Below are 22,653 nucleotides of genomic sequence, written 5' to 3'. Positions count from 1 at the left end.
CTGCCATGAAGATCGCCAACGAGTTCACCGTCAGCGCCCCGATCGAGCAGGCGTGGGAGGTGCTCAGCGACCTCGAAGAGGTGGCCCCCCTGCTACCCGGAGCGCAGATGACCGGGCGGGAGGGTGACGACTACCTGGGGAAGGTGAAGGTCAAGGTCGGCCCGGTGACGAGTGAATTCAAAGGCAAGGCCGCCTTCGTCGTGCGTGACGCCAAGGAGCATCGTGCCGTGATCGATGCCCGCGGGAGGGACTCGCGCGGTTCCGGCAATGCGTCCGCGACGATCACCGCCCAGTTGCACGAGGTGGGCGACCGCACCCGCGTCACCGTGGACACCGACATGAAGATCGTCGGCAAACTCGCGCAGTTCGGCAGTGGGATGATCCAGCAGGTGTCGGAGAAACTCATGGGGCAGTTCGCGGAGTCACTGGAAGCGAAGCTCGCCGGGGGGCCCGCCGACCAGGCCGCGGCCGAGCCCGAGGCGGCCGACTCCACCGGCACCACGACGCTGTCCGTGGCCCGGCCTACCGCCGAACCGGCGCCGCTGGACCTGCTGGCGCTGTCCGGTGCGGGTGCATGGAAGCGGTACGCCCCGATCCTCGCTGCCATCCTCGCGGGAATCGTGGTCGTGCTCGTGGTGGGCCGCCGCAGGCGATGAGCACGTCGGGCGTCCTGCGGGGTGTCGATCTCGCGGCGTTCGCGGTGGCACTGGTCGCCCGGTTGCGTTCCCGTGGTGTCGTCGTCTCGGCGAGTGGCCCCGCGGTGTTCGTGCAGGCGCTTCATCTGTCGCCGCCGAGCTCGCGGTCGCGGTTGTACTGGTCGGCGCGTCTGACGCTGGTCAACCGCGTCGACGACCTCGCGCCGTTCGACGCGGTGTTCTCCGCGGTCTTCGACGACGCCGTGCTGTCCGTGGACCCGCACGCACGGCGCGCCGCGGCGGGACGGGAGGCGGCCCTCGCCGGTGTCCGCGACGGTCGCGACCGGCCCGGTGACGCGCAGGACGTCGACGGCGTGCCGTGGGTGACACGACCGATGATGACCGGCGGCGACGACAGCGGCGAGGACGACATCCACGACACGCTCACCGCCGTGCCGGACACCCTGCCGAGCAGACTCGTGGCTCGCGCCGACGAACCCTTCGCCCGATTCGACGCCGGCGACCTCCGGCTCCTCGGATCCTGGCTGGAGAAGGCCACCGCCGCGTGGCCGTCCCGCCGCACCCGGCGACGCGAAGTGCATCGCCGCGGCCGGCGTATCGACCTGCGGGCCACCATGAACCGGTCGAGGGCCACGGGCTGGGAGCCGGTGGTCCTCACGAAAAGCCGCCCGCGGCACCGTCCGCGACGCATCGTGATGCTGTGCGACGTGAGCCGGTCGATGCAGCCGTACGCCGCGATCTATCTCCATCTGATGCGGGCGGCGGTGCAACGACAGACCGCGGGCAGGCCGGAGGTGTTCGCGTTCTCCACGTCGCTGACGAGACTCACGCCGGTGCTCGCCCACCGCAGCGCCGAGACCGCGGTCCGCAAGGCGAACGACAAGGTCGTCGACAGATTCGGCGGCACCCACATCGCCGGCAGCGTGAGCGAACTGCTCGCGTCCCCGCACGGCAACGCGCTGCGCGGCGCAGTCGTGGTCATCGCGTCCGACGGCTGGGACAGCGACGACCCGAAGAGCTTGGCGCATGCCCTCACCCGGGTTCGTCGCCGGGCTCACCGACTGGTGTGGCTCAACCCCCGGGCCGGTGACCCCGACTTCCGGCCGCTGGCCGGATCGATGGCGGCTGCGCTGCCGTTCTGCGATGCCTTCCTCCCCGCGCACTCCGTGTCCGCGCTCCGCGACGTGCTGGACACGATCAGCCGGATGCGGTAGTGGGTGGCGCGATTTCACCCCCAGGGTGCCTGGCCGTCGTCGCGTCCTTCCCCGAAGCTCTTGGGACGGTGCACACCGCTCTTCAGCTCACAGGAGGAACCCACATGTCGACTACCAGAACTCCCGCCAAAATCGTGGCGGCCATCGGGGCGATCCTCGCAGCCCTCTCGATTTCCCTGGTGGGAACGGCCGAATTCGCCGGCGCCAGACCATGTCAGAACGATTGTCACGCACCGGTTCCCAAACCACCGGTCGACGGCTGTCAACTCTGCAACCCCAACCCCCCACCGCCTCCGCCGCCACCGCCCCCGCCGCCACGGTAGGGAAGAGTCCGGCATGCCAGACACGCGCCTCGGCCGCACGGTCGGGGCGCGTGTCGCGTCACGGGGACGCCTCGACTAGTCGTCCGCGCCACCGGGATCCGACACGCCGTCGGCCTCGTCGCGGTCGGCCCACTCGAGCAGCGGTTCGAGCGAGAACACGGCGTCGTCGATTCCGGCATGCAGGTCACCGAGTTTCGCGAAGCGGTCGGGGACGGTGGCGATGGTGAACTCGTGCGGGTCCACGTCGTCGATCTCGTCCCACGTCACCGGTGTCGACACCGTCGCGTCGGGCACACCCCGCACCGAGTACGCGCTGGCGATGGTGTGATCGCGGGCGTTCTGGTTGTAGTCGACGAACAGCTTGCGAGGATCCCGGTCCTTCCGCCACCAGGTGGTGGTGACGTCCTGCGGTGCCCGGCGCTCCACTTCTCGGGCGAAGGCCAGCGCGGCCCGCCGGACGTCGCCGAATCCCCAGTCGGGCCGGATCCGGACGTAGACGTGCATGCCGCTACCGCCGGACGTCTTCGGCCAGCCCGTCGCACCCAGTTCGTCGAGCACCTCGTGCACCACACCGGCCACGCGCCGCACCGTGTCGAATCCGCATTCGGGCATCGGGTCGAGATCGATCCGCCACTCGTCGGGACGTTCGACGTCTGCGCGGCGCGAGTTCCACGGATGGAACTCGACCGTGGACATCTGCACCGCCCAGATCACGTCCGCCGGGTGCGTCACGCACAGTTCGTCGGCGTGACGGTTGTACCGCGGAAACGTCACCCGCACCGTCTGGACCCAGTCCGGCGCACCGTGCGGCAACCGCTTCTGGTGCACCTTCTCGCCGCTCAGGCCGTCCGGAAAGCGGTGCATCATGCAGGGGCGTTCGCGCAGTGCGCGAACGATCCCGTCGCCGACGCTCAGGTAGTAGTTCGCGAGGTCGAGTTTCGTGGCACCGGTGGCGGGGAAGTAGACGCGTTCCGGGTGCGAGATCCGCACGGTCCGGTCGCCGACCTCCAGTTCGACAGCGGGAGCCTTGCTCTTGCCGGTCGCCATGCAGTCAACCTAACCCGCGTTCGATCCCTCCCGCGCTGTTTGCCGACGGTTTCGCTGGAATCCCCGGCAATTGCGCGAGAATCCGGCCAATGTCCGTGCGTCTGTGGGGCGGGTCAGAAGCCCGGCGCCCGGCCGCCGTTCCAGAGTTGTTCGGTGACGTCGTGGAAGCAGACGAGGGTCACCGGATCGTCCTGCCGACGCAGGATGGGCCGGCTGACGAGTGCGCGCACTCGGGATCCGTCCTGATGTGCGAGGTCGATGGGTGTGGTGGCGGACTCGCGGAGGTGCTCGACCGCGTCGGCACCCGTCGGCGCGTCGTCCAGGTCGAGGAGTTCGGACACCGGGCGTCCGCGCAGTGACGCGACGGGATGACCCAGCATCTCCTCGAAAGCACTGTTCGCGTGGACGACGGTGCCGTCGTTCTCGACCGCCAGGACGGGAACCGGAAGGCGTTCGAGCAGGACGAGGGCGGGTAGCTGCTCGAGGTAGCCCAGGGGAGTTTCCGGGGTCGGGCGACGTCTCTCCTCATACTCTGCCTGTGCGCTCACAGCCCTAATACTCTCACCGATTCCGACCGCCCGTCCCGTTGTCGACGTAGACGGCGGTTCAGCGGTGTGCCGACTCGACCATCGGTTCGGTCGCGAGGATCCGTCCGTCGCCGCTGACGATGGTCAGGGCGGACGGGGTGAGCCGGTATTCGGTGCCACCGTCGCCGGTGGCGACGAAGCCCGAACCGCTCGACATCGGGTCGTCGACGGAGATGGCGGCGCCGTCGCTGATGCGCACACCCTGGTAGTAGTAGCGCCCCACTCCCGTCTCGCAGACCACGACCAGAGACTTCGTGGTGCGGCCGATGAACACGGCCGGGTTGGTGTAGTTGCACCGTGCATCGGACGGGGCCAGGAAGCCCTGCCCGTCGGCGCCCGACACCTCGCCGACGATCGGCGGCGCGGGAGCGGTGGTCGTTCTGGGTGTCGTCACCGCAGGCGGGATCGTCGCCGGGGCCGCGGACGCGACGGGTACGTCCTCCGTGGCCGGGATGCGCACCTGACTGCTCGTGGCTGCGGCGACAGTGGGCGCGTCCGGGTTGTTCCGATCCAGCACGAGCCATCCGACCACCCCGCCGAGTGTCAGCAGCGCGATCATCAGCAGGGTGACCGTCACGGGCACGGCCACCGATCGTCGTGCCGGCGGCGGGGCCACGTAGGGGGGTGCGGGGTAGTACGGAGCCGCCGGGGGCTGCGCGGGCGGCCCGCTGCGGAACGCGGTCGGCGGGTAGACGGGGGGACGGCCGCGGTCGTCGACGCGCGTCGGTTCGGATCGCATGCCCGGCGAAGGTTGCGGGCGGGTCGCGATGTCGGTTTCGGTCTTCCGCTCACGGGCGGTCAACGCGGACCGGGCAGCGGCCGCGAAGTCGCCGGCCGTCGAGTACCGGTCACGGGGGTCCTTGGCCAGGCCTCGGGCGATCACCTCGTCGAACGTGGGGGGCACGTCGGGTCGAATCGAGCTGGGGCGGGGTACCGGCGTCGTGAGGTGGGCGCGGATCGCGCTGCTGATGCTGGTGGACGGGAACGGGATGGACCCGGTGAGGCACTCGTAGAGGACGCAGGCCAGCGAGTAGACGTCCGCGCGCGCATCGACAGGAGCATTGTCGAACCGCTCGGGCGCCATGTACGCGTACGAACCGACGGCGCTGCCGAGGGTGGTGAGGCGGAGGTCGGAGCTCGAGTGCGCGATACCGAAGTCGACGAGGTACGCAAATTCACCGGCCGTGACGAGGATGTTCTCCGGCTTCACGTCGCGGTGGATGAGCCCGTCGGTGTGCGCGGCGTCGAGCGCCGCCGCGATCTGGTCGACGATCGCGACTGCGTGTGCGGGGCCCATCGGGCCGCGTGCCCGGAGCAGCGAACGGAGATCCTGACCCACGACCAGGCGCATGTCGATGTAGAGCACACCGTCGATCTCGCCCCAGTCGTGAATCGGAATGACGTGCGGCTCCTGCAACCGGGCCGCGGCGTGCGATTCACGACGGAACCGCTGCTGGTAGGTGGGGTCTTTCGCGAGGTCGACGTCGAGGATCTTGAGTGCGACGGTGCGATCCTTGGTGGTGTCGTACGCCTCGTACACCTCACCCATTCCACCTCGGCCGAGCAGAGCCCGGAGATGGTAGTGCCCGAACTGCGAGCCGACCCGTGCACCTGCCGCCATTCCATTCCCCTCGAAGCCGGAATCAGCACGATACACGCGGTTGGCGCGCTGTCCGGTCCGGGGTGACGAATTCGTTTCCTGCAGTGGGGGATCTGGGCTCAGTCGAGTACGGCCAGTTCGGGGACGGGGACGACGAATCTGCCACCCCAGTCGCGGATGTACGACATCTCCCGAATCACCTCGTCCCGCAGGTTCCACGGGAGGATCAGAAGGTAGTCGGGGCGGGTGTCGCGGATGTGGTCGGGCGCGTGGATGGGAAGGTGGGTTCCCGGCAGGAACCTGCCCTGCTTGTGGGGGCTCCGGTCGACGGTGTAGTCGAGTAGGTCGTCTCGGATCCCGCAGTAGTTGAGCAGGGTGTTGCCCTTGGCCGGCGCGCCGTAGGCGGCCGTCGACAGCCCGCGGTTGCGTGCACCGATGAGGAATTCGAGCAACGCGCGTTTGGTGCGCTTCACCCGCTCCGGGAAGGCGGTGTAACCCTCCGGAAGGTGGAGACCCGCGACTTGTTCGAGCTCGCCCAGCTCCCGCAGTCGCCGGGACGTGATGTGACGGGGATACTCGGCGTGACAGGCGTAGATCCGCAGGGACCCACCGTGGGTGGGGAGTTGTTCGACGTCGAACAGCCGCAGGCCGTGGGCCGCGAACACGCGCGTGACGGTCAGCAGCGAGAAGTAGGAGAAGTGCTCGTGGTAGATCGTGTCGAACTGGTTGTGCTCGATCAGCTGGAGCAGGTGAGGGAACTCCATGGTGATCACGCCGTCCGCCGCGAGCACGGTTGCCATTCCGGCGACGAAGTCGTTCAGGTCGGGAACGTGCGCCAGGACGTTGTTGCCGATCAGGAGGTCTGCGCGGATGTCCTCCCCGACGAGTTTGCTCGCCATCGATGTTCCGAAAAATCCTACCCGGGTGTCGATCCCGCGCCGTATGGCCACCTCCGCCACGTTCTCGGCCGGCTCGATGCCGAGCGACGGGATGCCGGACTCCACGAAGTACTGGAGCAGATACCCGTCGTTGCTGGCGATCTCGACTACCTGCTTCGAACTGTCGAGGTGGAACCGCGCCGTCGTGTCCCGGACATACGCATGGGCATGATCGAGCCAGCTCTGCGAATACGACGAGAAGTAGAGGTAGTCGGTGAAGATGAACTCCGCCGATTCGAACTCGGCGAGCTGGACGAGAAGGCACTTCGAGCACACGTACGCATGCAACGGGTAGAACACTTCTCGTCGATCCAGTTGATCGGCAGCGAGATACGAGTTGGCGAGTGGCGACATCCCGAGATCGCAGAACGACTGCTCCAGAGGGGTACCGCAGTGCCTACAGGGAGTACTCATGATCGTCCCCCTCGGAGCCCAGTCCGTCGTTCCAGATCTTCCACGGGGCCTTGTCGTTGTCCCAGAGTTCGTTGAGGTAGATCTTGTCCCACAACGTGTCCATCCCGCGCCAGAAACCGGGGTGCTGATACGCGGAGAGTTCGCCGTCGGACGAAAGCCGCTCCAGCGGGGCCCCTTCGAAGACGGTGTCGTCGCCGTCGATGTAATCGAGGACGGACGGTTGGGCCACGAAGAATCCGCCGTTGACCCAGCCGCTGCTGCCACGCGGCTTCTCCTCGAACTGCACCCGGTCTTCCTCCATCCGCAGTGCGCCGTAGCGGCCGGGCGGTTGCACGGCGGTGACCGTCGCGATCGAACCGGACTGCCGATGGAACTCGGCGACCCGGCGAATGTCCACGTCGGTGACGCCGTCGCCGTACGTGAACGAGAAGACGTCGTCGCCGATGTGCTCCTTGGCCCGCAGCAGGCGCCCACCGGTCATGGTCGAGGCGCCCGTGTCGAGCAGTGTGACGGTCCACGGTTCGGTCTTGGACGAGAGCGTCTTGGTCGTGTCGGTGGCCAGGTCGATCGTCACGTCGGACATGTGCAGGAAGTAGTTGGCGAAGTACTCCTTGATCATGTAGCCCTTGTAGCCGAGCAGGATGATGAATTCGGTGACGCCTGCTTCGCCGTAGATCTTCATGATGTGCCAGAGGATCGGTCGCCCACCGATCTCGACCATGGGCTTGGGCCGGCTCTGCGACTCCTCGCTGATTCGAGTGCCGCGTCCACCGGCGAGAATGACGGCCTTCATGAGAGTTCCTTACCTGGTCGAAGAATGGTGTGTAGTACGTCGCACACCCGGTCGACCTGCGCTTCGGTCAGCATGAGTGCCGACGGCAGATTGATCGAGCGCAAGGCGATGTCGTAGGCGGTCTTGTTTCGACGCGCCGCTGTCGCCGCCGTGTGATATCCCGCGAACGCGGGCAGTGAACTCAGGGGAGGCAGGAAGGGGCGGGTGTCCACCGAGTGCAGATCGAACAGCTCCATCATCCGGCGGGCACGCAGACGGTAGTCGGGGTGGAGAACGGCGGTGACCATCCAGAACGTGTTCGTGAGGCCGTTCCGCCGGTGGTTCAGCTCCAGTCCGGGAACGTCCGCGAGACGCTCTTCGTACCATTCGAAGATCTGCCGCTTCTTGTCCAGGAGTTCGTCGATGCGGGCCAGCTGGGCCCGTCCGAAGGCGGCCTGCAGACTGCTCATCTTGTATTTGAAACCCAGCTCCTCGGTGGTGAAGAACCGGTGGTCCGCCGGAGTGCGACCGTGATCGCGTAACCGTTGGATCCGTTCCGCGAGGTCGCTCCGATCCGTCACGACCATTCCGCCCTCACCGGTCGTCAACGTCTTCGTGCCGTGGAAGCTGAAGGTTCCGATGTCGCCCAGCGCGCCGGCGAAGCGACCGTTCAGCTTTCCGCCGATGGCCTGGGCGGCATCCTCGATGATGGGAATGCCGGCCGCGACGGACCGGACGGCCGCCATGTCCGGTATTCCGCCGTACAGGTCGACAGTGACGATGGCCGCGGTCCGGGAGGTGATACACCGCGCGAGCGAATCGGGTGACAGGCACCAGGTCTCGGCGTCGATGTCGGTGAAGACGGGGGTCGCGCCGACGTAGGTGACGGGGGCGGCCGTCGCCACCCACGTCGATTCCGGCACGATCACCTCGTCGCCGGGGCCCAGGCCGAGAGCGAGCATCGCGAGATGCAGCGCGGAGGTGCAGTGCGGCACGGCCGCGGCGAACTCGGTTCCGAGGTAGTCGGCGAACTCGCGCTCGAAGAGGCCGACCGATTCGCCGGCGTGGGTGTACCAGTCGTTCGCCGCGGCCTCGGCGACGTACCGGACCTCGAGGTCCGTCACCCACGGCCCGGCAACGGGGATTCGGTCCCGCTCGTGCAGTGCCGCTCGCTCTTCGACGTCCGGGACCGTCCTCGGCCCGATCATGTTGCTGACCAGCGCAGGTCGCTGTCGAGCCGGCCCCGGTCGAGGTGCTGCTGGATGGTCCTCAGCCGGAAGAAACGCGGTCCCTCGAAATGCTCCGCGGTCATGCCGCCATCGGAGTACGCCACCCACAACTCCTCGATTCCCTGGCGCAGGGTCCACTGGGGGCGGTAACCCGGCAGCTCTCTCTCGATCTTGGAGAAGTCGACGCGGTAGTCACGGATGTCGGACGTGGCACCTTCGGAATGTCCGACAACGCAATCGGGCACGACGTCGGCGACGAGTCGCGCGATGTCGAGCACCTGATAGTTCTCGCCGACCCGCCCGACGTTGAAAGCCTGATCGTGGACGACCTGTCTCGGCGCTGCAAGTACCTGAGCGAATGCGTGTGCGATGTCGAGGACGTGGACGAGGGGCCGCCACGGGGTGCCGTCGCTCTGCAGCAGCACCTTGCCTGTGGTCACCGCGTGCCCGAGCAGGTTGTTGACGACGACGTCCGCACGCAGGCGGCGTGAGAAGCCGTACGCCGTGGCGTTCCGCAGATACACGGGTGAGAAGTCGTCGTCCGCGAGCCGGGACAATACCTGCTCGACTCGCACCTTCGATTCCCCGTACGGCGTCACGGGGTTGAAGGCTGCCCCTTCGTCCAGCTCGAGATCGCTGCCCGCGCCGTACAGGCTGCACGAGGACGAGAACACGAACCGGCCGACGCCGGCCGCCTTTGCCGCCTTCGCGAGCCGGACGGATGCGGCGAGGTTGATGTCGTACGTCAGGCTCGGATCGATGTCGGACAGTGGATCGTTCGACAGTGCGGCGAGGTGGACGACGGCGTCGAAGCCTTCGAGGTCCGTCGGGGTGACGTCCCGGACGTCGATATCCAGCATCGGTAGCGGATCGGGAGGCGCGAGGAAGTCGCAACCGTCGAAGTAGCCGGTGTCGAGGCCGACGACCTCGTGTCCGAGGCGGACGAGCAGCGGAGTCATCTCGACGCCCAGGTAGCCCAGGTGTCCGGTGACCAGAATTCTCATGGGTGATGATGTGCTGTCGGTCATTCCACCGGCTCCTCGGTGATCGTTCTACGTGACTTCGAGTACGGACGGGTCGAACACGAGGACGCCGTCGGTGCTGCCGCCCTGGTCGTACTGCGCAACGATCTCCTCGGGCACCCGGTCGTAGGTGTCGGCGCGCAGGTAGTCGCGGACGGAGGTGCCGGTCGAATGGGAATCGACGTTCGAGGGGCCCGCTTTCGCGATCAGATCGTCGAGGCTGATCGTGCGGAAATCGAAACTGAATCGGGCCTGACCGGTCGTGTTCGGCACCGTTGCGTGTAGTTGGGCGCCGGAGAACGACAGGATCGATCCGACCTCGCCGACGATCCGGACTTCGCTGCCGGGATCCTGTCCGCTGAGCCGCGGGTGCGGTCGCGGGTCCTCCTTGATGTAGAGCGCGGCGTCGCGGCGGGAGGATCGATTCCATTCGTAGGCGTCGAACTCGGCGCTCGAATTGTCGGTCGGCCGCTGCCAGTATTCGGGATGGAACGCCATGCAGCTCTTGTCGGTCACCCCGAGAATCGGTGCCCACCAGTTGTTCTGACACTGCGGTGAGGAGTACCAGGTGTCGCGGTGCGGCGTGTAGTTGTATCCCAGACCCGCGGTGAGATAGGAGGCCGGGGGCACGGCGCGCAGTTTGGGCACGTCGAAGTACGTCCGGGTGATGTCGGCCCCGAGGTCCACGAGGACATTGCGCAGGAGTTCCTTGGAATGGGGATGGTGGGTGAAGCCGGTCTTCAGTGGCCCGAGGATGCGCACGTATTCCTCGACCGGAAGGTCGTCGTGCGCGGTCAGCGGATTGTGCGCACCGAAGGCGGCTTCGATCAACTCCCAGGCGAATTCACTGAAAGCGCGGATCGAGTCGCGAGGCGGGAAGCAGAACACCTCGCCCGAGAAGATTCGCTCGCGTCGGGCCTCGTCCGTGACATCGGACTCGGTGGAAATAACGAATGCCATGGGTCTGTCCTCACATCTTGTCGATACTCGGTAACTGTCGGAGGCCGCGTCGAATGTCGCTCGACGGCATCGCCGTCCGCCTGGTGTGCTGTGGCGCGGACTGGCCCGCAATCATCAGGGTCTCGCGCTTCGCTGTGAGCGCGGCATCCGAATTCGCCATCGTGTTGATCTCCCGCCCCGGCCCCCACCGGCCGACTCGCCTCGAAGGCGACGGTGCCGGCTCAGGTTCCGATCAGACCAGTCTTCCACATTTGGGGATTAAAACAAACCTCTTCCCCGTTATAAACGAACTATTTGTTCTCGAAACTCGTTTCTGGTTTGTCAGCCGCCGGTACTGACGGCACCCGAACCGGTGCGGTCGAATTGATAGACGATCGTGTGGTCGTCCTGCAGCCGGATCGACCACTGCGGGCTGTGCCGGAACTGACTCTCGAATCTCGCTACCGCCTCCGGAGTGAAGTACCGGTAGTAGTCGATGGCGTCTAGTGCCTGCGTCGTGAACACGAAAAAGGTTTCTGCACTGCTCGATTCCGCAACCAGTGTGATGTCCTCGAACTGGCGGGCATCGGGAAAATCCTTCGGGAACTCCGGCCAGCGGTCGACGATCGGCGTGTCGAAGTCCTGATCGTGCTTGGCCAGATCGGCGTAGTCGGCGGTGGCGCGGCTGGGGAATCCCGCCGAATCCAGGCTGGTGATCATGGCGGGGCCGTGGATGTCTGCGGTCAAGTCGTCGAAAAGGGTGACCTGGGACCGATACTCCACGACGAGCGACCACAGACCGTAATAGCCTTGCAGCCCGGCGACGGCCGCGCCGCTGAGGGCGACCGCAGCAACCAACGCGGTCGCCCGTCGGAGCGCGACATGACGACCGGTGCGGGTGATCGCAGCGACGAACAGGGGAGCGATCAGGATCGCGCACCCGGGTAGTGCATACAGGTACACCCGGAAGATGGCCTCGCCGCCGTAGTTCTGCAGAAAGAGCAGGGAGAACGAGCTGAAGGCGATGATCACCGGTGCGAGGAACGGCCGGCCCTGACGCCACCACACGATGATCCCGACGACGGCGAGCACGATCACCGCGGCGGACAGTCCCCGGCACACCGTGGACGTGACGAGCTTGCCGAGGGAACCCGCGTACTCGACGTTGCTGGATCCGTTGGCCACGGGGTTGGCGCCCGAGAACAATCCGTGCGGGAGCACGACGTACATGCGCGGCACGAGATAGCCGACGAGCATCGCGAGATACGGGATAGGGAGCCACCACGGCCGGATCTGCCGAGTCACGACCAGCGCCATGATGACCCCGAGCAGCCAGTACGGCGTGAGCTGATGCGTCGGGATGAGGGCGGCGAACGCAAGAAGAGCGATGTACCCCGCATGGTGGGAGGTCCGGGAGGCGATGAGCAGCGCCAGGATCCCGACCGCCATGAGCAGTGCGAACGCCTGGGGGGCGAAGTAGTCCTGCCCGACCCAGTTCACCAGTTCGACGATCATCGCCGCGGCGAGCGCATGCCGGATTCCCAGCCCCAGCAACATCGCCAGGGCGCCGACGAGTAACGCCAGCAGGGCATGGATCACCGGGGCGAACCATTGTGCGACCAGCAGTGAATCGACGGACGTGATCTCGCCGAACCACGCGAATGCCGTGAAGAAGGCAGGCCATTCGCCGTACACGTCGATACCGCGTGGCGGAAGCGTCTGATGCTGCTGGAGATAGTCGACGACGCCGATGTGCTTGTACGTCCAGGTGTAGATCGGTGCTTCGGTGATCAGGCTGACGGTCGCACGCTGGACGACGATCACGGCGCCGATGATCGACGCGGCGGTGACGAAGTGGTTCCTCCGCAGCGCCCAGACGAACGCCCCGACCAGCGATGCGACGACGAGGACGAGTCCCGGCCCGGTGCCGACGGCCAGCAGGCCGAACTCGGAGTAGGGCACGTCGATCAACCCCGGCAGGACGGCCAGCCAGGCTCCCAGCATCGCCAGCGTCCAGAGCAGGGGTGCGTTGCCGCGCACTGCAGTTGACCGGGGAATGGCCGGGACGAGAGTGGCGAGTCCTCCCGAGTGCCGCGCGTGGAGAACGGCCGAGAGGGCGACGCCGGCGACGAGGGTCAGCAGGAACGGAACGGGAACCCAGCGATTCGCCCACCCGAGGACCGCGGTGAAACCCGTCATCATCGACAGACCGGTCACGGGTATCGCGGCGGCGACGGCGGGCGCCTGGAGCCGCATCCATGTCACCACGGCCAGTCCCGGCCCCGTGAGGACGAACGTCGCGAGCAGGATCGCGCGCAATTCCGGTGACAGCGGAGCCAGTGCGAGCGCACCGACCGCCGCCGACATCAGGGCGAGGCTGTCGTACCGACCGGACTCCACTGCGTCGGTCGTGGTCGCGACTGCCGCGGGCCGGGGTACGTCGAGCTGAGGCGCGGACCTAGTCACCGGTAACACGTACCCAGTCGACGACCATCGCGGCCGGGAACGGCGTGCTGCTGTCGGGAGGGCCGGGCCATTCTCCGCCGACGGCCACGTTGAGCAGGAGGAAGAAGGGCTTGTCGAACACCCACCGTTCGTCCGGCGGGAGGCCGGCCGCGGTGACGGCGCCGGTGATCTGGCCGTCCACCCCGAACGTCACCCTGCCGGGGGCCTTCTCCACCCAGTACGTGTGGAAATCGTCCACGAAGGTGTTCGCCACGTCGGTGGTCGGGCCGGCCTGCCAGTCGCCGCCGGTCGTCCTCGGCCCGATCACGCTGCTGTACAGCTGGCCGGCACCGCTGATCGTCTCGACCACGTCGATCTCGCCGCTGTCCGGCCAGCCGACGACGCCGAGGTCCGTGCCGAGAAGCCAGAAGGCCGGGTGCATTCCCGCTCCGCGGGGGAGCTTGGCACGAGCCTCGGCGCGACCGTAGAGGAGGGACGTGCGTCCCTGCGTCGTCACGCGGGCGGACGTGTATTCACCGCCGTCGTTACGGGCCTCGATCACCAGGTGCCCGGCACCGTCCAGTCGGACGTTAGAGGTTGCGGACGTGTAGGTCTGGGACTCGCCGTTGCCCCAGCCGCCGCCGCCCGTGTCGTACGACCACCACTGAGGGTTCGGTGGCGTCCAGGCGGGGCCGTTGAAGTCGTCGAACATGAGAGCCTGCTGCTTCTGGTACGACGAGACCGACTGCACTGCAAGGTCGGTGGGCGGAGCCGCCGCCTGCGCGATCAGCACGGCGCTCACGCCGATCAGCGACGCACGGGCCGCTCGAACCCACGATCGTCTACTCAACTCGCTCACCTCCCGGATCGTCTGCGGGAACCTCGTCGTACCCGCCTTCGTGTGGGGCCCGCCGAAGCCAGAGGATCACCGGGCCGATCAGAACCAGCGCCGACACCGCCTCGGCGGCAAGGTAAGCCCAGCCGACGCCGACGACACCGATCGCCCGGGTGCCGATCAGGGAGCCGGCGACGATGATCAACGTGGAGAGGCCGCGGACGACCAGTGCCAACGTCAGCCTGCGGTGCACCCGCGCCAGTCCCTCGTAGACGGCGCCCACCACGGACAGGGGAATGAACACGCCGGCGAGGTAGAGCAGACCGGTGCTGTGTGTCCGGTACTCGGCGCCGACGACCCCGAGGAGGAGGGGGCCGACGACCACCAGTCCCACCCCGCCGGCACACGCCACCACGGCGAGGGTGCGCACCAGTCGGCGGGACAGCGACGCGACCCTGCCCGGGTGGGCGGCGACTTCCGCGACGTACGGGCTGACCACCAGGTGCACCATCAGATACAACGCGCTGATCATCGCCCACGCGATCGCGAAGTACGCATTCGCCTCGGCGCCGACCTGCGTGACCACGATCAGCGGCACCACGAGAGGCCCGATCGCCCACAGCGCCGTGATGCCGAAGGACGACCCGAAGTACGACCACAGTTCACGGCGCGGCGGCAGGTTCGGTGCCGCGAGGAACCGGGGGTGGGAGCGGGATCGTCGGTGCAGCGCAACCAGAATGCACGCTGCCGCCGCCGCCGCGGTCGCACCCCACGCGGAGACGATGGACACGGCCACGTCGGTGCCGGCCAATGCGAGCAGCACGATGAGTTTTGCCGCCGCATGGAACGAGTTCTTCGCGGCCGACCACCGCGCCACCCCGAGTCCGGCGGTGGCCTTGTCCTGCAGCGTGAACACTCCGAGAACCATCACGAAGACGGGGAAACAGACCATCGCCCAGCCGGATTCGAACAGTGGGTCGCGGGGACCGAACACCACCAGCGCCGTCCCCGACAGCAGGGACGTGGCGGAAACCAGGAGGAAGCCGTGCTTGAGCAGAGCTCCGGTGTGGGTGCCCGCCAACGGCAGGAACCGCTCGTACATCGTGTCGATGCTGAGTATCGACAAGGTCGACAGCATCACGGCGGACGTGATCAGTGCCGAGGCCACCCCCACTTCGTGGGCGGGGAACAGCCGGGCGGCCGCGGCCCAGAAGGCGAGTCCGAGCACCCCCGCCAGGACGTTGGCGAGAATCAGGGAGTTGGTGTTGAGGCGCAGGTTCCGCTCGGCCGGGTGCTCGGAGTCGACCCGGCTCGCCTCGATACGTGGAATGCCGGGAGTCACGGCTCGACCATCGGATGGTGGGGGACCGCAGTCGGCTGTTGCGGGGTCCGTTTCCGCAGCGGCGCAGGCGACCGGCCTTCCCGACGCGCCGACCGATAGGCCCAGGGGCCCTTCATGATCGATCGGACGGTGGTAGAGCCGAGGCCCGCCGGCAGGAGTTCCGCGAGATCCGCCGGTGGAGCCGTCTCCTTCGACGAGGCACGGAGGTGGCGGACGAGCGCGCCGCCGCGGCGGGCCGCTGTCGTCGCCGCGAGCGTGGCCATCTCGGGATCGCCCGCGATCTTCGCGAGCCACGCTCCGAGTCCGAGTCCGTAGCCGCGGGACTGGACGAGAAGGCCTTCGCTGTCGTCGCGGTGCCGGTGCCACACGATCGCCGCCGGGTCGTGAACGAGCTGGCGCCCCGAGCGCAGAATCCGGAAGAACATGTCGATGTCCTCGCCCCCGCCCGTCGGAGCGCCCGCGCCGAGCGCCTCGTCGAAACCGCCGAGGCGGCGAACCACGTCGCGCTCCACCGCGAAGTTGGCGCCCGTGCCGTAACAGCGAACGGTGAAGGGAAACAGGGGAACGTCGGCGGGTGGTTTCGCCCAGTCGAAGACGCGGGCATCGGTGGAGTCCGACCAGCCGACCCGCCGATCGAAGTAGGCCTGCGCCGGTGTCCGGATCTCACCGGCAGGCACCATCCCGGATACGCACGACACCGACGGGCCCCGGCCGAAACCGTCGACCAGCGCCGAGAGCCAGTGCCGATCGACGACCACGTCGTCGTCGGTGTACGCGACGATGTCGCCGGTGGCCGCCGACAGTCCGGTGTTGCGTGCCCGGGACAGCCCCGGGAGAGGCTCACGGATCAGGCGCACCCTCGGATCCGCGAGACCGAGGACGTACTGCCGGGTGGCGTCGGTTCTGGGGGCGTTGTCGACGACGAGTACGTCGAACGACGGATAGTCCACCGCGAGGACGGATCGGAGGGCCGCTCGCAGCATCGACACCCGGTCGCGGGTGCATACGACGACCGTCACCGGCACGGCATTGCCCTCGGCCACGCGAGCCGGACCGGCCCGCACAGGGCGGTCCGGCTCGGTGACCCGCAGTCCCGCGACTCGGCGCCTGAGCTCGCCGAAATTCACGGAACTCTCCGACACCTCGATCTCGACGAACCCGAGCGGGCGTCCGTCGGCGCGGACGAGCAGTCGCGCCCGGCCGTAGCCCTCCGCGCCCGCCAACCGGCAGCGGACCGGAATTCCCGCCGCACGCCCGGCCCGGTCGGCGTCCTCGATCGCGCCGACCCACACTTCGCCTATCCACACCGCACCGTCCCAGTCCGGCCGCTCGGGACTGTCCAGGGCGGGGCGGAGAGTGAGAGCGGGTGCGGCGGGATCCATCAGGACCTCCCGGTGTGCAGCCGGATGGCGGCCCTGCCCTGAAGGTATCCGGCGGTCGTGACCGCCAGGCCCAACAGCACGACCGCTGCCCGCGCGAGTCCGTCTCGCCGCATCGAGAGGCCTTCACGCAGCACCGCTCGCGGTAGGACATGCAGGGTGTAGGTGCGTTCGCTGCTCAGCGCATCAGATGCGGTGGTCAGTTCCGCGACGACAGCCTTCGACAGTCCTTCGTGATGGCATCTCCGCACGAAATACCGCAGGGTGGCCCGGTCCGCCGACACATGGTGCTGTACCCGCATGTCCGGATCGAACAGGATCTGGTTGGAAGTCCGGTTCGCCCGGATGCGGATACAGAGTTCGGTCTCCTCACCGCCGACGGGAACGGAGCCGACGCGGCCCACTTCGGATCTGAATCCGCCGACGGCGTACAGAACCGAGCGGCGCATCGACATGTTGCAGCCGATGGGGTTGCGGACGGGCGCGACCCGCGTCGGCTGGCCGACGTAGCTGCAGCCGACCACCCAGTCGAACTCCTCCGGCAGCCACGGGGGACGAACCCCGGACCAGCTCGGGACCGCATACCCGCCCACGCCGGCAATTCCGCGATTCCGGTAATGATGTATGAGGGCCTGCGTCCACCCCGGCTCGGCGCGGGCATCGTCGTCGACGAACGCGACCACGTCGCCGTGGGCGGCTCGGACACCGGTGTTGCGTGCCCCGGACAGTCCCCGGGTATCCGCGTTCGCCAGGACCGTCACCCGCTCGTCCTCACGGAATCGGTTGCACGCACGCACATACAGCTCGTCGCAATGATCGATCACCAGGATGAGTTCGGGATCGGGCCCGTCCTGCGACAGCACCGACTCCACCGACCGGCACAGGTCGAACCAACGCCGAGTGGTGTAGGCGCAGATGACGACCGAGAGGGATTCGGCTGGGCCCGTATCGAATTCGTCGGTCGCGTCCAGGACTGAATGCCCGGTGGCCGGGACCTCATCGGGCAACGTAATCACCGCGATCGCGGGACCGCCACGAGTAGACGGATCGGCGGGTGAGCGAAGTGGGCCGCTCGATCGACTTCGCAGTCATCTTCGTGCCGTTGCGGTGTTCCATCCGGACGGTCCGCAGCACCCGGAAACCGTCGCGCACCACGTTGAGATTGCTCTTGCCACTGATCCGCCGCCGCTCGAAGCTCGGTATCTCGACGATGCCGAGGCCGGATGTCGCCATCCGGACGTTGATCAGCGTCTCGATCTCGAAGCCGTCACCCCAGTGGGCGTCGGGGCGGTCCGTCGCGGGCAGTGACATCACACTGACGTGCCGCCGCCAGAACGCGTTGTAGCCGTAGCAGAGGTCGGTGAACGCGACAGCGAATTCCATGTTGACGAAGGAATTCAGCATCCGATTGCCCAGACGGCGGGTGAACGTGATGTCGGCGCTTCCACCGCCGGCGATGAACCGGCTTCCCTTCGCGAAGTCTGCGCCGCGGACCAGCGCGTCGACGAACGCCGGGATCTCGGCGGGGTCGGTGGATCCGTCGGCGTCGATCATCACCACGATGTCGGACGTGGCGTGTAGGAAACCGCAGGCCAGCGCATTGCCCTTACCCTTACGGGTCTGCGTCAGGATCTTCGCGCCGGGCCACAACCGTCGCGCGACGGCGACGGTGTCGTCGACGGAATTGCCGTCGACGAACACGAGCTCGTCGATGCCGGTCGGCATCCGGGCCGCGACGAACGGTAGATTTTTCGCTTCGTTCAGTGCCGGCATCACCACCGACACGGTCGGTCTCGGCGTGGTTTTCCTCGGATTGTCGTTGGGGTGTATCTCGGTCACGTGTGCATCCATCGCCTTCACGTCCGTTGCGTCATAGGGGCTGTCGAGTGCCCGCGTCCTGCTGATGTCTGGGTTCACTCCGGACGAGTGCGGGGGTCCGGAGGCTGTTCGTTGCGGTGATCTGTTCGTTGCGGCGATCTGTTCGTGTCCAGACGGATTCACCCCGGCCGTTCCCGGCCCTTCTCCGATCCGAGTGCACGCCGGCGTCTCGATGCACGGAGCGCGCTGAGTGCGAACAGCAGACTTCGCCGCATCTGCATGTCGTACGAATTGATCCGGCCGAGTACTCGGTCGGACAGGGGGATCTGCCATTCGGGATCGTGGATCAATCGACTCGTGAACTCGAGCTGCTGGGCGAGTTGCGAACGTGCCGAGGTCAATGCGGTATTCGAATCGCTGCCGATCCGGAACGATGCCAGCGTGCGCGGCACACCGACGAAGTCGCCTTTTCGAACGAGTCGCGACCACAGGTCGAGCTCCATCGGAAAGAGAAGCTCGCCCCGGAACCCGCCGCACCGATCGAAATCGACCCGGCGGAACATCCCGGCCACCGGGGGCCCGATGGGGTTGCTTCCACTCCGGACGATTCGCCGGACCACAGTTTGTCCCGAATTGCGCCCGACGATTCCCCCGAGCCCCCGTGCCGGCCGGAGCAGCGTGCCCTCGTCGTCGATGAAATCGGTCCGCACGGATACGAGCGCCACGCCGTCGTCCGCCGCGAGCACAGCGGCTTGTGTTGCGACGCAATCGGGCTCGATGGTGTCGTCGGCGCAGATCAGTTTGACGAATCGTCCTCGGCTCTCGCGTATCGCGAGATTGAAATTGTCCACCATCGGCACCGTCGCCTCGTTCCGGATGATCCGGACACGGTCGTCGTGGAGGTTCTCCAGGATGTCGGGGGTGCCGTCCGAACTGTGGTTGTCGACGATCACGATTTCCAGGTCGGTGAAGGTCTGCGCCAGAACGCTGTCGAGCGTTGTCTGCAGATGACGCTCCGCCTGATAGGCAGGAATGCACAGAGAGACGGTCGGTGGTCGCTCCCGGTCCCGGCCCGGTACAGACCCTGTTTCGGCCTCGCGCCTCGACGTGTGCGCGGCGTCCGAATTCGTCACCATGCTGTTCTCCCACCCCGGCCCCGCACCCGCCGATTCGCACGGACCACGGCGTCACTCAGGTTGCGCTCTCGTCCCGGCCGCACGTCCATGCGCTGCCGTGAAGAGTGCCGTGGTTACAGCGTTCTCGGCTTGGGTTCCGATCAGACCAGTGTTCCACATTCAATGTCAGAAACATACCTTTCCCCCGTTATTGGAAGAATTACTCGACCGTGTGTGGGTTTTTCTGAATATGGTTCTCGTTGCCTGCGCGGGCGGGCCAGTCCTTCGAAACGTGGACCGTCGAAAATCCGTTGCTCGACCTCGCTGCTGTCCGTATTGTCACGTGGCTTTGTCAACCCGTCGACAGAAGGAGTTCATCTCGTCATGGAACCCGTCACCGAACGTGACATCAGGTCGTCGTTCATCAACTGCTCCAAAGGCGACGCCAAGCGCCTACCCGTCCCTCGTGACCTGGACGATCGGCCCTGGGACGACCTCGACTTCCTCGGCTGGAGCGACCCGTCGTTTCCCGGCCGCTGTTATGTCGTCGTACCGCGGGACGGCGGTCTCGTCGGCGTCGCGTTGCGCTACGAAACGGGCGGTTACCGCCGGGCGCAAATGTGCACGGTCTGCATGACGACGCACGCCAATGGCGGCGTCTCGCTGATGACCGCGCGCAAATCGGGTGAATCCGGACGCCGGGGCAACTCGATCGGCACGTACATGTGCGCCGATCTCGCCTGCTCGCTCTACGCGCGCCGGAAGAAATCGCCCGCACTCGGCAGGCAGTACCGCGAGGATCTCGAGCCCGAGGAGAGAATCGAGCGGGTCCGCGACAATCTCAACGCCTTTGTCGCGAGGGTCTACGGCTGACCCACCCCACACCGGCCCACCCTGCAGCCCGGTAGCTGCTCACAAGAATCGGAGGTAGATGCCATGCGCCGACATTCGAGGACCCCAATTCCCGACGCACCCCGAGTTCGGAGACACTGCAACGAAACTCGGGGTGGGCGGGACTCCTCTCCGGTCGAGACGGCCCGGACGCGACCGGACCGTGCCGTCCGGAGAGGATTTCCGCTACGCTCGGCGGCGCCGAGAACTGAAGTGGGCAAACGCCTTCGCCATGAGCGGGGTGGTGACGAGCATGATGACCAGGCGCAACACCTGAGCGGCCGCGACGAACGTGACGTTCGAGGCGGTGGATGCCGATACGGCCAGCACCGCAGCCAGACCCCCGGGCGTGGTGGCGAGATAGGCCTCGAGCAGGCTTGCGCCGGTGAGGTGGGAGAGTAGGACGCCCAGGCCGGCGCAGGCCGCCCCGACCAGCAGGGTGAGCAGCGCGGCGTACGGCAGGATTCGTCCGATCGCCCGATCGAACGCAAGCCCGGCCTGCCAGCCGATGAGGATCAACGCGGCGGTCATCAGCATCGGCGGGACGGTGACCGCGTCGCTCCAGCCCCCGAGTTCGACCCCGGCACTCACGGCCAGCGGACCCAGCGTCGCGGGTGCGGGCAGTCGAACGAGTGACGCGACGGCGGTTCCGCCCACGATGAACAGTGCCAGGACCGGCAGGCTTACATACCATTCGGACCCGCCGCCATCGGTGGTCGTCACGGTCTCCGCACCGGTATCGGCGCGGAAGCCGAACGTGACGATCATCGGCATCGACACGACGACGAGCGCCACCCTCAGGTACTGCACCACGGCGACGATGCGGTCGTCGCCGCCGAGTTCGCGGGCCATCGCGACGAGTCCGGTGGCGCCGCCCGCGGTCATGGCGAGGGATCCCGTCACCGCGTCCACGTCACGATGCAGCGCGAGGAGTGCTCCGGCCGCCACGCTGAGCACCAGGGTCGCGGCCGCGATCGAGACCACCGGCACCCACATCGAGCCCAGGGCGGCGATCGTGTCCCGGTGCACCATCAGTCCGACTGCGCTCGCCAGCACACCCTGCGCAAGCTTTCCCAGCGGCCGGGGCACTCGGGACGGGCCCCGTCCGGTGACGGCCAGGGTCGCCGCGACGATCAGGGCCGAGAAGAGACCCGCCGCCGTCAGTCCGACGCTCTCACCGAGGGCCAAGCCGCCGACCGAAAGTGCGATCAGTGCAGCCCAACGGAGTCCGCGACTGCGCAGGTCGGACGCGCGCGTCGGCACGGATCGTTCGGTGGTGTGCACGTCGTTCACGTGTTGACGCCTACTCCGGGATGCTGTCCCTGTTCTATGGTGCGCATTAGTGTATACCGTAGCTCATACCACTGCGAACGTTAGGATGTATGCATGGCGGGCGAGAGCAAGAGCGAACAGGTATACGAGCAGCTCAAGCAGGACATCTTGACCGGGACCCTGTCCCCGGGTCAGTCGCTGAGCGCCATCGACGTGGGCACGCGGTTCTCGGCGTCGCGCACCCCGGTTCGCCAGGCCTTCCTTCGCCTCGAGGGGGAGGGGCTGGTCTCCCTCATCGACCGGCAGGGCGCGCGGGTCGCTCCCATCTCGATCAAGAGCGTTCGGGACCTGTTCGAGCTACGCATCCTGCTCGAGGCGGCCGCGGCGCGGATGGTCGCCGAGGCCGTCACCCGGGACACCGCGGCCCGGCAGCAATTCGACGAGGTAGCGGCGGCACTCGAGGCGATCTCCGAGGAGACCCCGTCCGAATCCCGGCGGGATCGCTTCTACGCACTCACGGAGACCTTCGACCAGGCCGTGATCGCGCACACCCGGAATTCGCAACTCGCCCGATCGATCGCCGAACTCCGGCCGCACACCGAGAGGCTCCGCAACATAGCCCACTCCCACCCGGACCGTCTGGACGTCTCGCTGGCGGAGCACCTGTCGATGTGCCGTGCGATCCTCGCCGGCGACGGACCGGCGGCGGCCGCGGCCTGTACCGAGCATCTGACCCAGACGCAGAAGACCATCCTCGACGCGGTCGTCAATCCGCAGGGATCGGCCGTCGCCATCGACCTGGTCACCGCGTAGTC

The 22,653-nt window shown here is 67.1% G+C and carries 21 protein-coding genes; 5 read left to right on the top strand and 16 right to left on the bottom strand.

Translation table 11 applies throughout. The features are described from left to right. Positions 1 to 5 precede the first annotated feature (5 nt). Positions 6 to 656 carry an SRPBCC family protein gene (locus tag OYT95_RS10450; RefSeq protein ID WP_268791407.1) on the top strand — a complete coding sequence of 217 codons (651 nt, stop codon included), beginning with the start codon at positions 6 to 8 and terminating at the stop codon, positions 654 to 656. Next, complete coding sequence (locus tag OYT95_RS10445) at positions 653 to 1,870, top strand: vWA domain-containing protein (protein ID WP_268791406.1); 1,218 nt, start codon at positions 653 to 655, stop codon at positions 1,868 to 1,870. Before OYT95_RS10450 ends, OYT95_RS10445 begins: the two co-directional genes overlap by 4 nt. Before the next feature lie 398 nt (positions 1,871 to 2,268). Here OYT95_RS10445 and ligD read toward each other — a convergent pair whose 3' ends face one another. From ligD to OYT95_RS10405, 8 genes are all read right to left on the bottom strand, one after another. Continuing rightward, positions 2,269 to 3,240 carry a non-homologous end-joining DNA ligase gene (gene ligD / locus OYT95_RS10440; protein ID WP_268791405.1) on the bottom strand — a complete coding sequence of 324 codons (972 nt, stop codon included), beginning with the start codon at positions 3,238 to 3,240 and terminating at the stop codon, positions 2,269 to 2,271. Between the two features lie 113 nt (positions 3,241 to 3,353). Further along, a complete protein-coding gene (locus OYT95_RS10435) occupies positions 3,354 to 3,788 on the bottom strand; it encodes a PAS domain-containing protein (protein WP_037233108.1) in 435 nt (144 codons plus the stop codon). Between the two features lie 58 nt (positions 3,789 to 3,846). Continuing rightward, the gene (locus tag OYT95_RS10430; RefSeq protein ID WP_268791404.1) at positions 3,847 to 5,448 is read right to left on the bottom strand and encodes a serine/threonine-protein kinase; all 1,602 of its coding nucleotides are present in this window, start codon (positions 5,446 to 5,448) and stop codon (positions 3,847 to 3,849) included. Between the two features lie 98 nt (positions 5,449 to 5,546). Further along, positions 5,547 to 6,779: a class I SAM-dependent methyltransferase gene (locus OYT95_RS10425; protein WP_268791403.1), complete on the bottom strand. Its 1,233-nt coding sequence runs from the start codon at positions 6,777 to 6,779 to the stop codon at positions 5,547 to 5,549. Then, on the bottom strand, positions 6,763 to 7,572 hold the full coding sequence (rfbF, locus tag OYT95_RS10420) for a glucose-1-phosphate cytidylyltransferase (RefSeq protein ID WP_112300992.1): 810 nt from the start codon (positions 7,570 to 7,572) through the stop codon (positions 6,763 to 6,765). The genes OYT95_RS10425 and rfbF overlap by 17 nt, the downstream gene beginning before the upstream one ends. Continuing rightward, entirely contained in the window at positions 7,569 to 8,759 is a 1,191-nt protein-coding gene (locus OYT95_RS10415; RefSeq protein ID WP_268791402.1) for a DegT/DnrJ/EryC1/StrS family aminotransferase, read from the bottom strand. The genes rfbF and OYT95_RS10415 overlap by 4 nt, the downstream gene beginning before the upstream one ends. Further along, positions 8,756 to 9,784 (bottom strand): NAD-dependent epimerase/dehydratase family protein, encoded by a 1,029-nt coding sequence (locus OYT95_RS10410; RefSeq protein WP_268792229.1) that lies wholly within the window; start codon positions 9,782 to 9,784, stop codon positions 8,756 to 8,758. The genes OYT95_RS10415 and OYT95_RS10410 overlap by 4 nt, the downstream gene beginning before the upstream one ends. 48 nt (positions 9,785 to 9,832) lie before the next feature. Next, entirely contained in the window at positions 9,833 to 10,762 is a 930-nt protein-coding gene (locus OYT95_RS10405; RefSeq protein ID WP_268791401.1) for a hypothetical protein, read from the bottom strand. Positions 10,763 to 10,815: 53 nt separating this feature from the next. Between OYT95_RS10405 and OYT95_RS10400 the strand changes: the two genes are divergently transcribed. Next, positions 10,816 to 11,100 (top strand): hypothetical protein, encoded by a 285-nt coding sequence (locus tag OYT95_RS10400; RefSeq protein WP_268791400.1) that lies wholly within the window; start codon positions 10,816 to 10,818, stop codon positions 11,098 to 11,100. Here OYT95_RS10400 and OYT95_RS10395 read toward each other — a convergent pair. From OYT95_RS10395 to OYT95_RS10365, 7 genes are all read right to left on the bottom strand, one after another. Next, complete coding sequence (locus tag OYT95_RS10395; RefSeq protein ID WP_268791399.1) at positions 11,084 to 13,207, bottom strand: hypothetical protein; 2,124 nt, start codon at positions 13,205 to 13,207, stop codon at positions 11,084 to 11,086. The genes OYT95_RS10400 and OYT95_RS10395 overlap by 17 nt on opposite strands. Beyond that, entirely contained in the window at positions 13,200 to 14,045 is an 846-nt protein-coding gene (locus OYT95_RS10390) for a glycoside hydrolase family 16 protein (RefSeq protein WP_409372722.1), read from the bottom strand. Before OYT95_RS10390 ends, OYT95_RS10395 begins: the two co-directional genes overlap by 8 nt. Next, positions 14,029 to 15,363, bottom strand: a complete 1,335-nt coding sequence (locus OYT95_RS10385) for a lipopolysaccharide biosynthesis protein (RefSeq protein WP_268791398.1) — start codon at positions 15,361 to 15,363, stop codon at positions 14,029 to 14,031. The genes OYT95_RS10390 and OYT95_RS10385 overlap by 17 nt, the downstream gene beginning before the upstream one ends. Then, positions 15,360 to 16,745: a glycosyltransferase family 2 protein gene (locus OYT95_RS10380; protein ID WP_268791397.1), complete on the bottom strand. Its 1,386-nt coding sequence runs from the start codon at positions 16,743 to 16,745 to the stop codon at positions 15,360 to 15,362. The genes OYT95_RS10385 and OYT95_RS10380 overlap by 4 nt, the downstream gene beginning before the upstream one ends. Continuing rightward, entirely contained in the window at positions 16,745 to 17,749 is a 1,005-nt protein-coding gene (locus tag OYT95_RS10375; protein ID WP_268791396.1) for a glycosyltransferase family 2 protein, read from the bottom strand. The genes OYT95_RS10380 and OYT95_RS10375 overlap by 1 nt, the downstream gene beginning before the upstream one ends. Further along, positions 17,739 to 18,593 carry a glycosyltransferase family 2 protein gene (locus OYT95_RS10370; protein WP_442972564.1) on the bottom strand — a complete coding sequence of 285 codons (855 nt, stop codon included), beginning with the start codon at positions 18,591 to 18,593 and terminating at the stop codon, positions 17,739 to 17,741. Before OYT95_RS10370 ends, OYT95_RS10375 begins: the two co-directional genes overlap by 11 nt. A gap of 146 nt (positions 18,594 to 18,739) precedes the next feature. Next, the gene (locus tag OYT95_RS10365) at positions 18,740 to 19,696 is read right to left on the bottom strand and encodes a glycosyltransferase family 2 protein (RefSeq protein ID WP_112299019.1); all 957 of its coding nucleotides are present in this window, start codon (positions 19,694 to 19,696) and stop codon (positions 18,740 to 18,742) included. 363 nt (positions 19,697 to 20,059) lie between these two features. Between OYT95_RS10365 and OYT95_RS10360 the strand changes: the two genes are divergently transcribed. After that, complete coding sequence (locus tag OYT95_RS10360; RefSeq protein WP_037233112.1) at positions 20,060 to 20,548, top strand: FBP domain-containing protein; 489 nt, start codon at positions 20,060 to 20,062, stop codon at positions 20,546 to 20,548. Between the two features lie 204 nt (positions 20,549 to 20,752). On the opposite strand, the gene OYT95_RS10355 is transcribed toward OYT95_RS10360, so the two are convergent. Next, a complete protein-coding gene (locus OYT95_RS10355; protein WP_268791394.1) occupies positions 20,753 to 21,859 on the bottom strand; it encodes an AbrB family transcriptional regulator in 1,107 nt (368 codons plus the stop codon). A gap of 93 nt (positions 21,860 to 21,952) precedes the next feature. Between OYT95_RS10355 and OYT95_RS10350 the strand changes: the two genes are divergently transcribed. Beyond that, positions 21,953 to 22,651 (top strand): GntR family transcriptional regulator, encoded by a 699-nt coding sequence (locus OYT95_RS10350; RefSeq protein ID WP_037233116.1) that lies wholly within the window; start codon positions 21,953 to 21,955, stop codon positions 22,649 to 22,651. The last annotated feature ends 2 nt before the right edge of the window (positions 22,652 to 22,653 follow it).

The organism is Rhodococcus sp. JS3073 (assembly GCF_026810085.1).
Lineage (GTDB): Bacteria > Actinomycetota > Actinomycetes > Mycobacteriales > Mycobacteriaceae > Rhodococcus_F > Rhodococcus_F wratislaviensis.
This window is presented reverse-complemented; position numbering and strand designations above follow the sequence as displayed.

Excerpts from the sequence above, each read along its gene's own strand:
- OYT95_RS10405 (WP_268791401.1), bottom strand. The coding sequence starts at position 10,762 with ATGGCATTCGTTATTTCCACCGAGTCCGATGTCACGGACGAGGCCCGA.
- ligD (WP_268791405.1), bottom strand. The coding sequence starts at position 3,240 with ATGGCGACCGGCAAGAGCAAGGCTCCCGCTGTCGAACTGGAGGTCGGC.
- OYT95_RS10380 (WP_268791397.1), bottom strand. The coding sequence starts at position 16,745 with ATGGATCCCGCCGCACCCGCTCTCACTCTCCGCCCCGCCCTGGACAGT.
- OYT95_RS10415 (WP_268791402.1), bottom strand. The coding sequence starts at position 8,759 with ATGATCGGGCCGAGGACGGTCCCGGACGTCGAAGAGCGAGCGGCACTG.
- OYT95_RS10425 (WP_268791403.1), bottom strand. The coding sequence starts at position 6,779 with ATGAGTACTCCCTGTAGGCACTGCGGTACCCCTCTGGAGCAGTCGTTC.
- OYT95_RS10360 (WP_037233112.1), top strand. The coding sequence starts at position 20,060 with ATGGAACCCGTCACCGAACGTGACATCAGGTCGTCGTTCATCAACTGC.
- OYT95_RS10370 (WP_442972564.1), bottom strand. The coding sequence starts at position 18,593 with ATGGATGCACACGTGACCGAGATACACCCCAACGACAATCCGAGGAAA.
- OYT95_RS10400 (WP_268791400.1), top strand. The coding sequence starts at position 10,816 with ATGTCGCTCGACGGCATCGCCGTCCGCCTGGTGTGCTGTGGCGCGGAC.
- OYT95_RS10450 (WP_268791407.1), top strand. The coding sequence starts at position 6 with ATGAAGATCGCCAACGAGTTCACCGTCAGCGCCCCGATCGAGCAGGCG.
- OYT95_RS10430 (WP_268791404.1), bottom strand. The coding sequence starts at position 5,448 with ATGGCGGCAGGTGCACGGGTCGGCTCGCAGTTCGGGCACTACCATCTC.
- OYT95_RS10350 (WP_037233116.1), top strand. The coding sequence starts at position 21,953 with ATGGCGGGCGAGAGCAAGAGCGAACAGGTATACGAGCAGCTCAAGCAG.
- OYT95_RS10445 (WP_268791406.1), top strand. The coding sequence starts at position 653 with ATGAGCACGTCGGGCGTCCTGCGGGGTGTCGATCTCGCGGCGTTCGCG.
- rfbF (WP_112300992.1), bottom strand. The coding sequence starts at position 7,572 with ATGAAGGCCGTCATTCTCGCCGGTGGACGCGGCACTCGAATCAGCGAG.
- OYT95_RS10410 (WP_268792229.1), bottom strand. The coding sequence starts at position 9,784 with ATGAGAATTCTGGTCACCGGACACCTGGGCTACCTGGGCGTCGAGATG.
- OYT95_RS10365 (WP_112299019.1), bottom strand. The coding sequence starts at position 19,696 with ATGGTGACGAATTCGGACGCCGCGCACACGTCGAGGCGCGAGGCCGAA.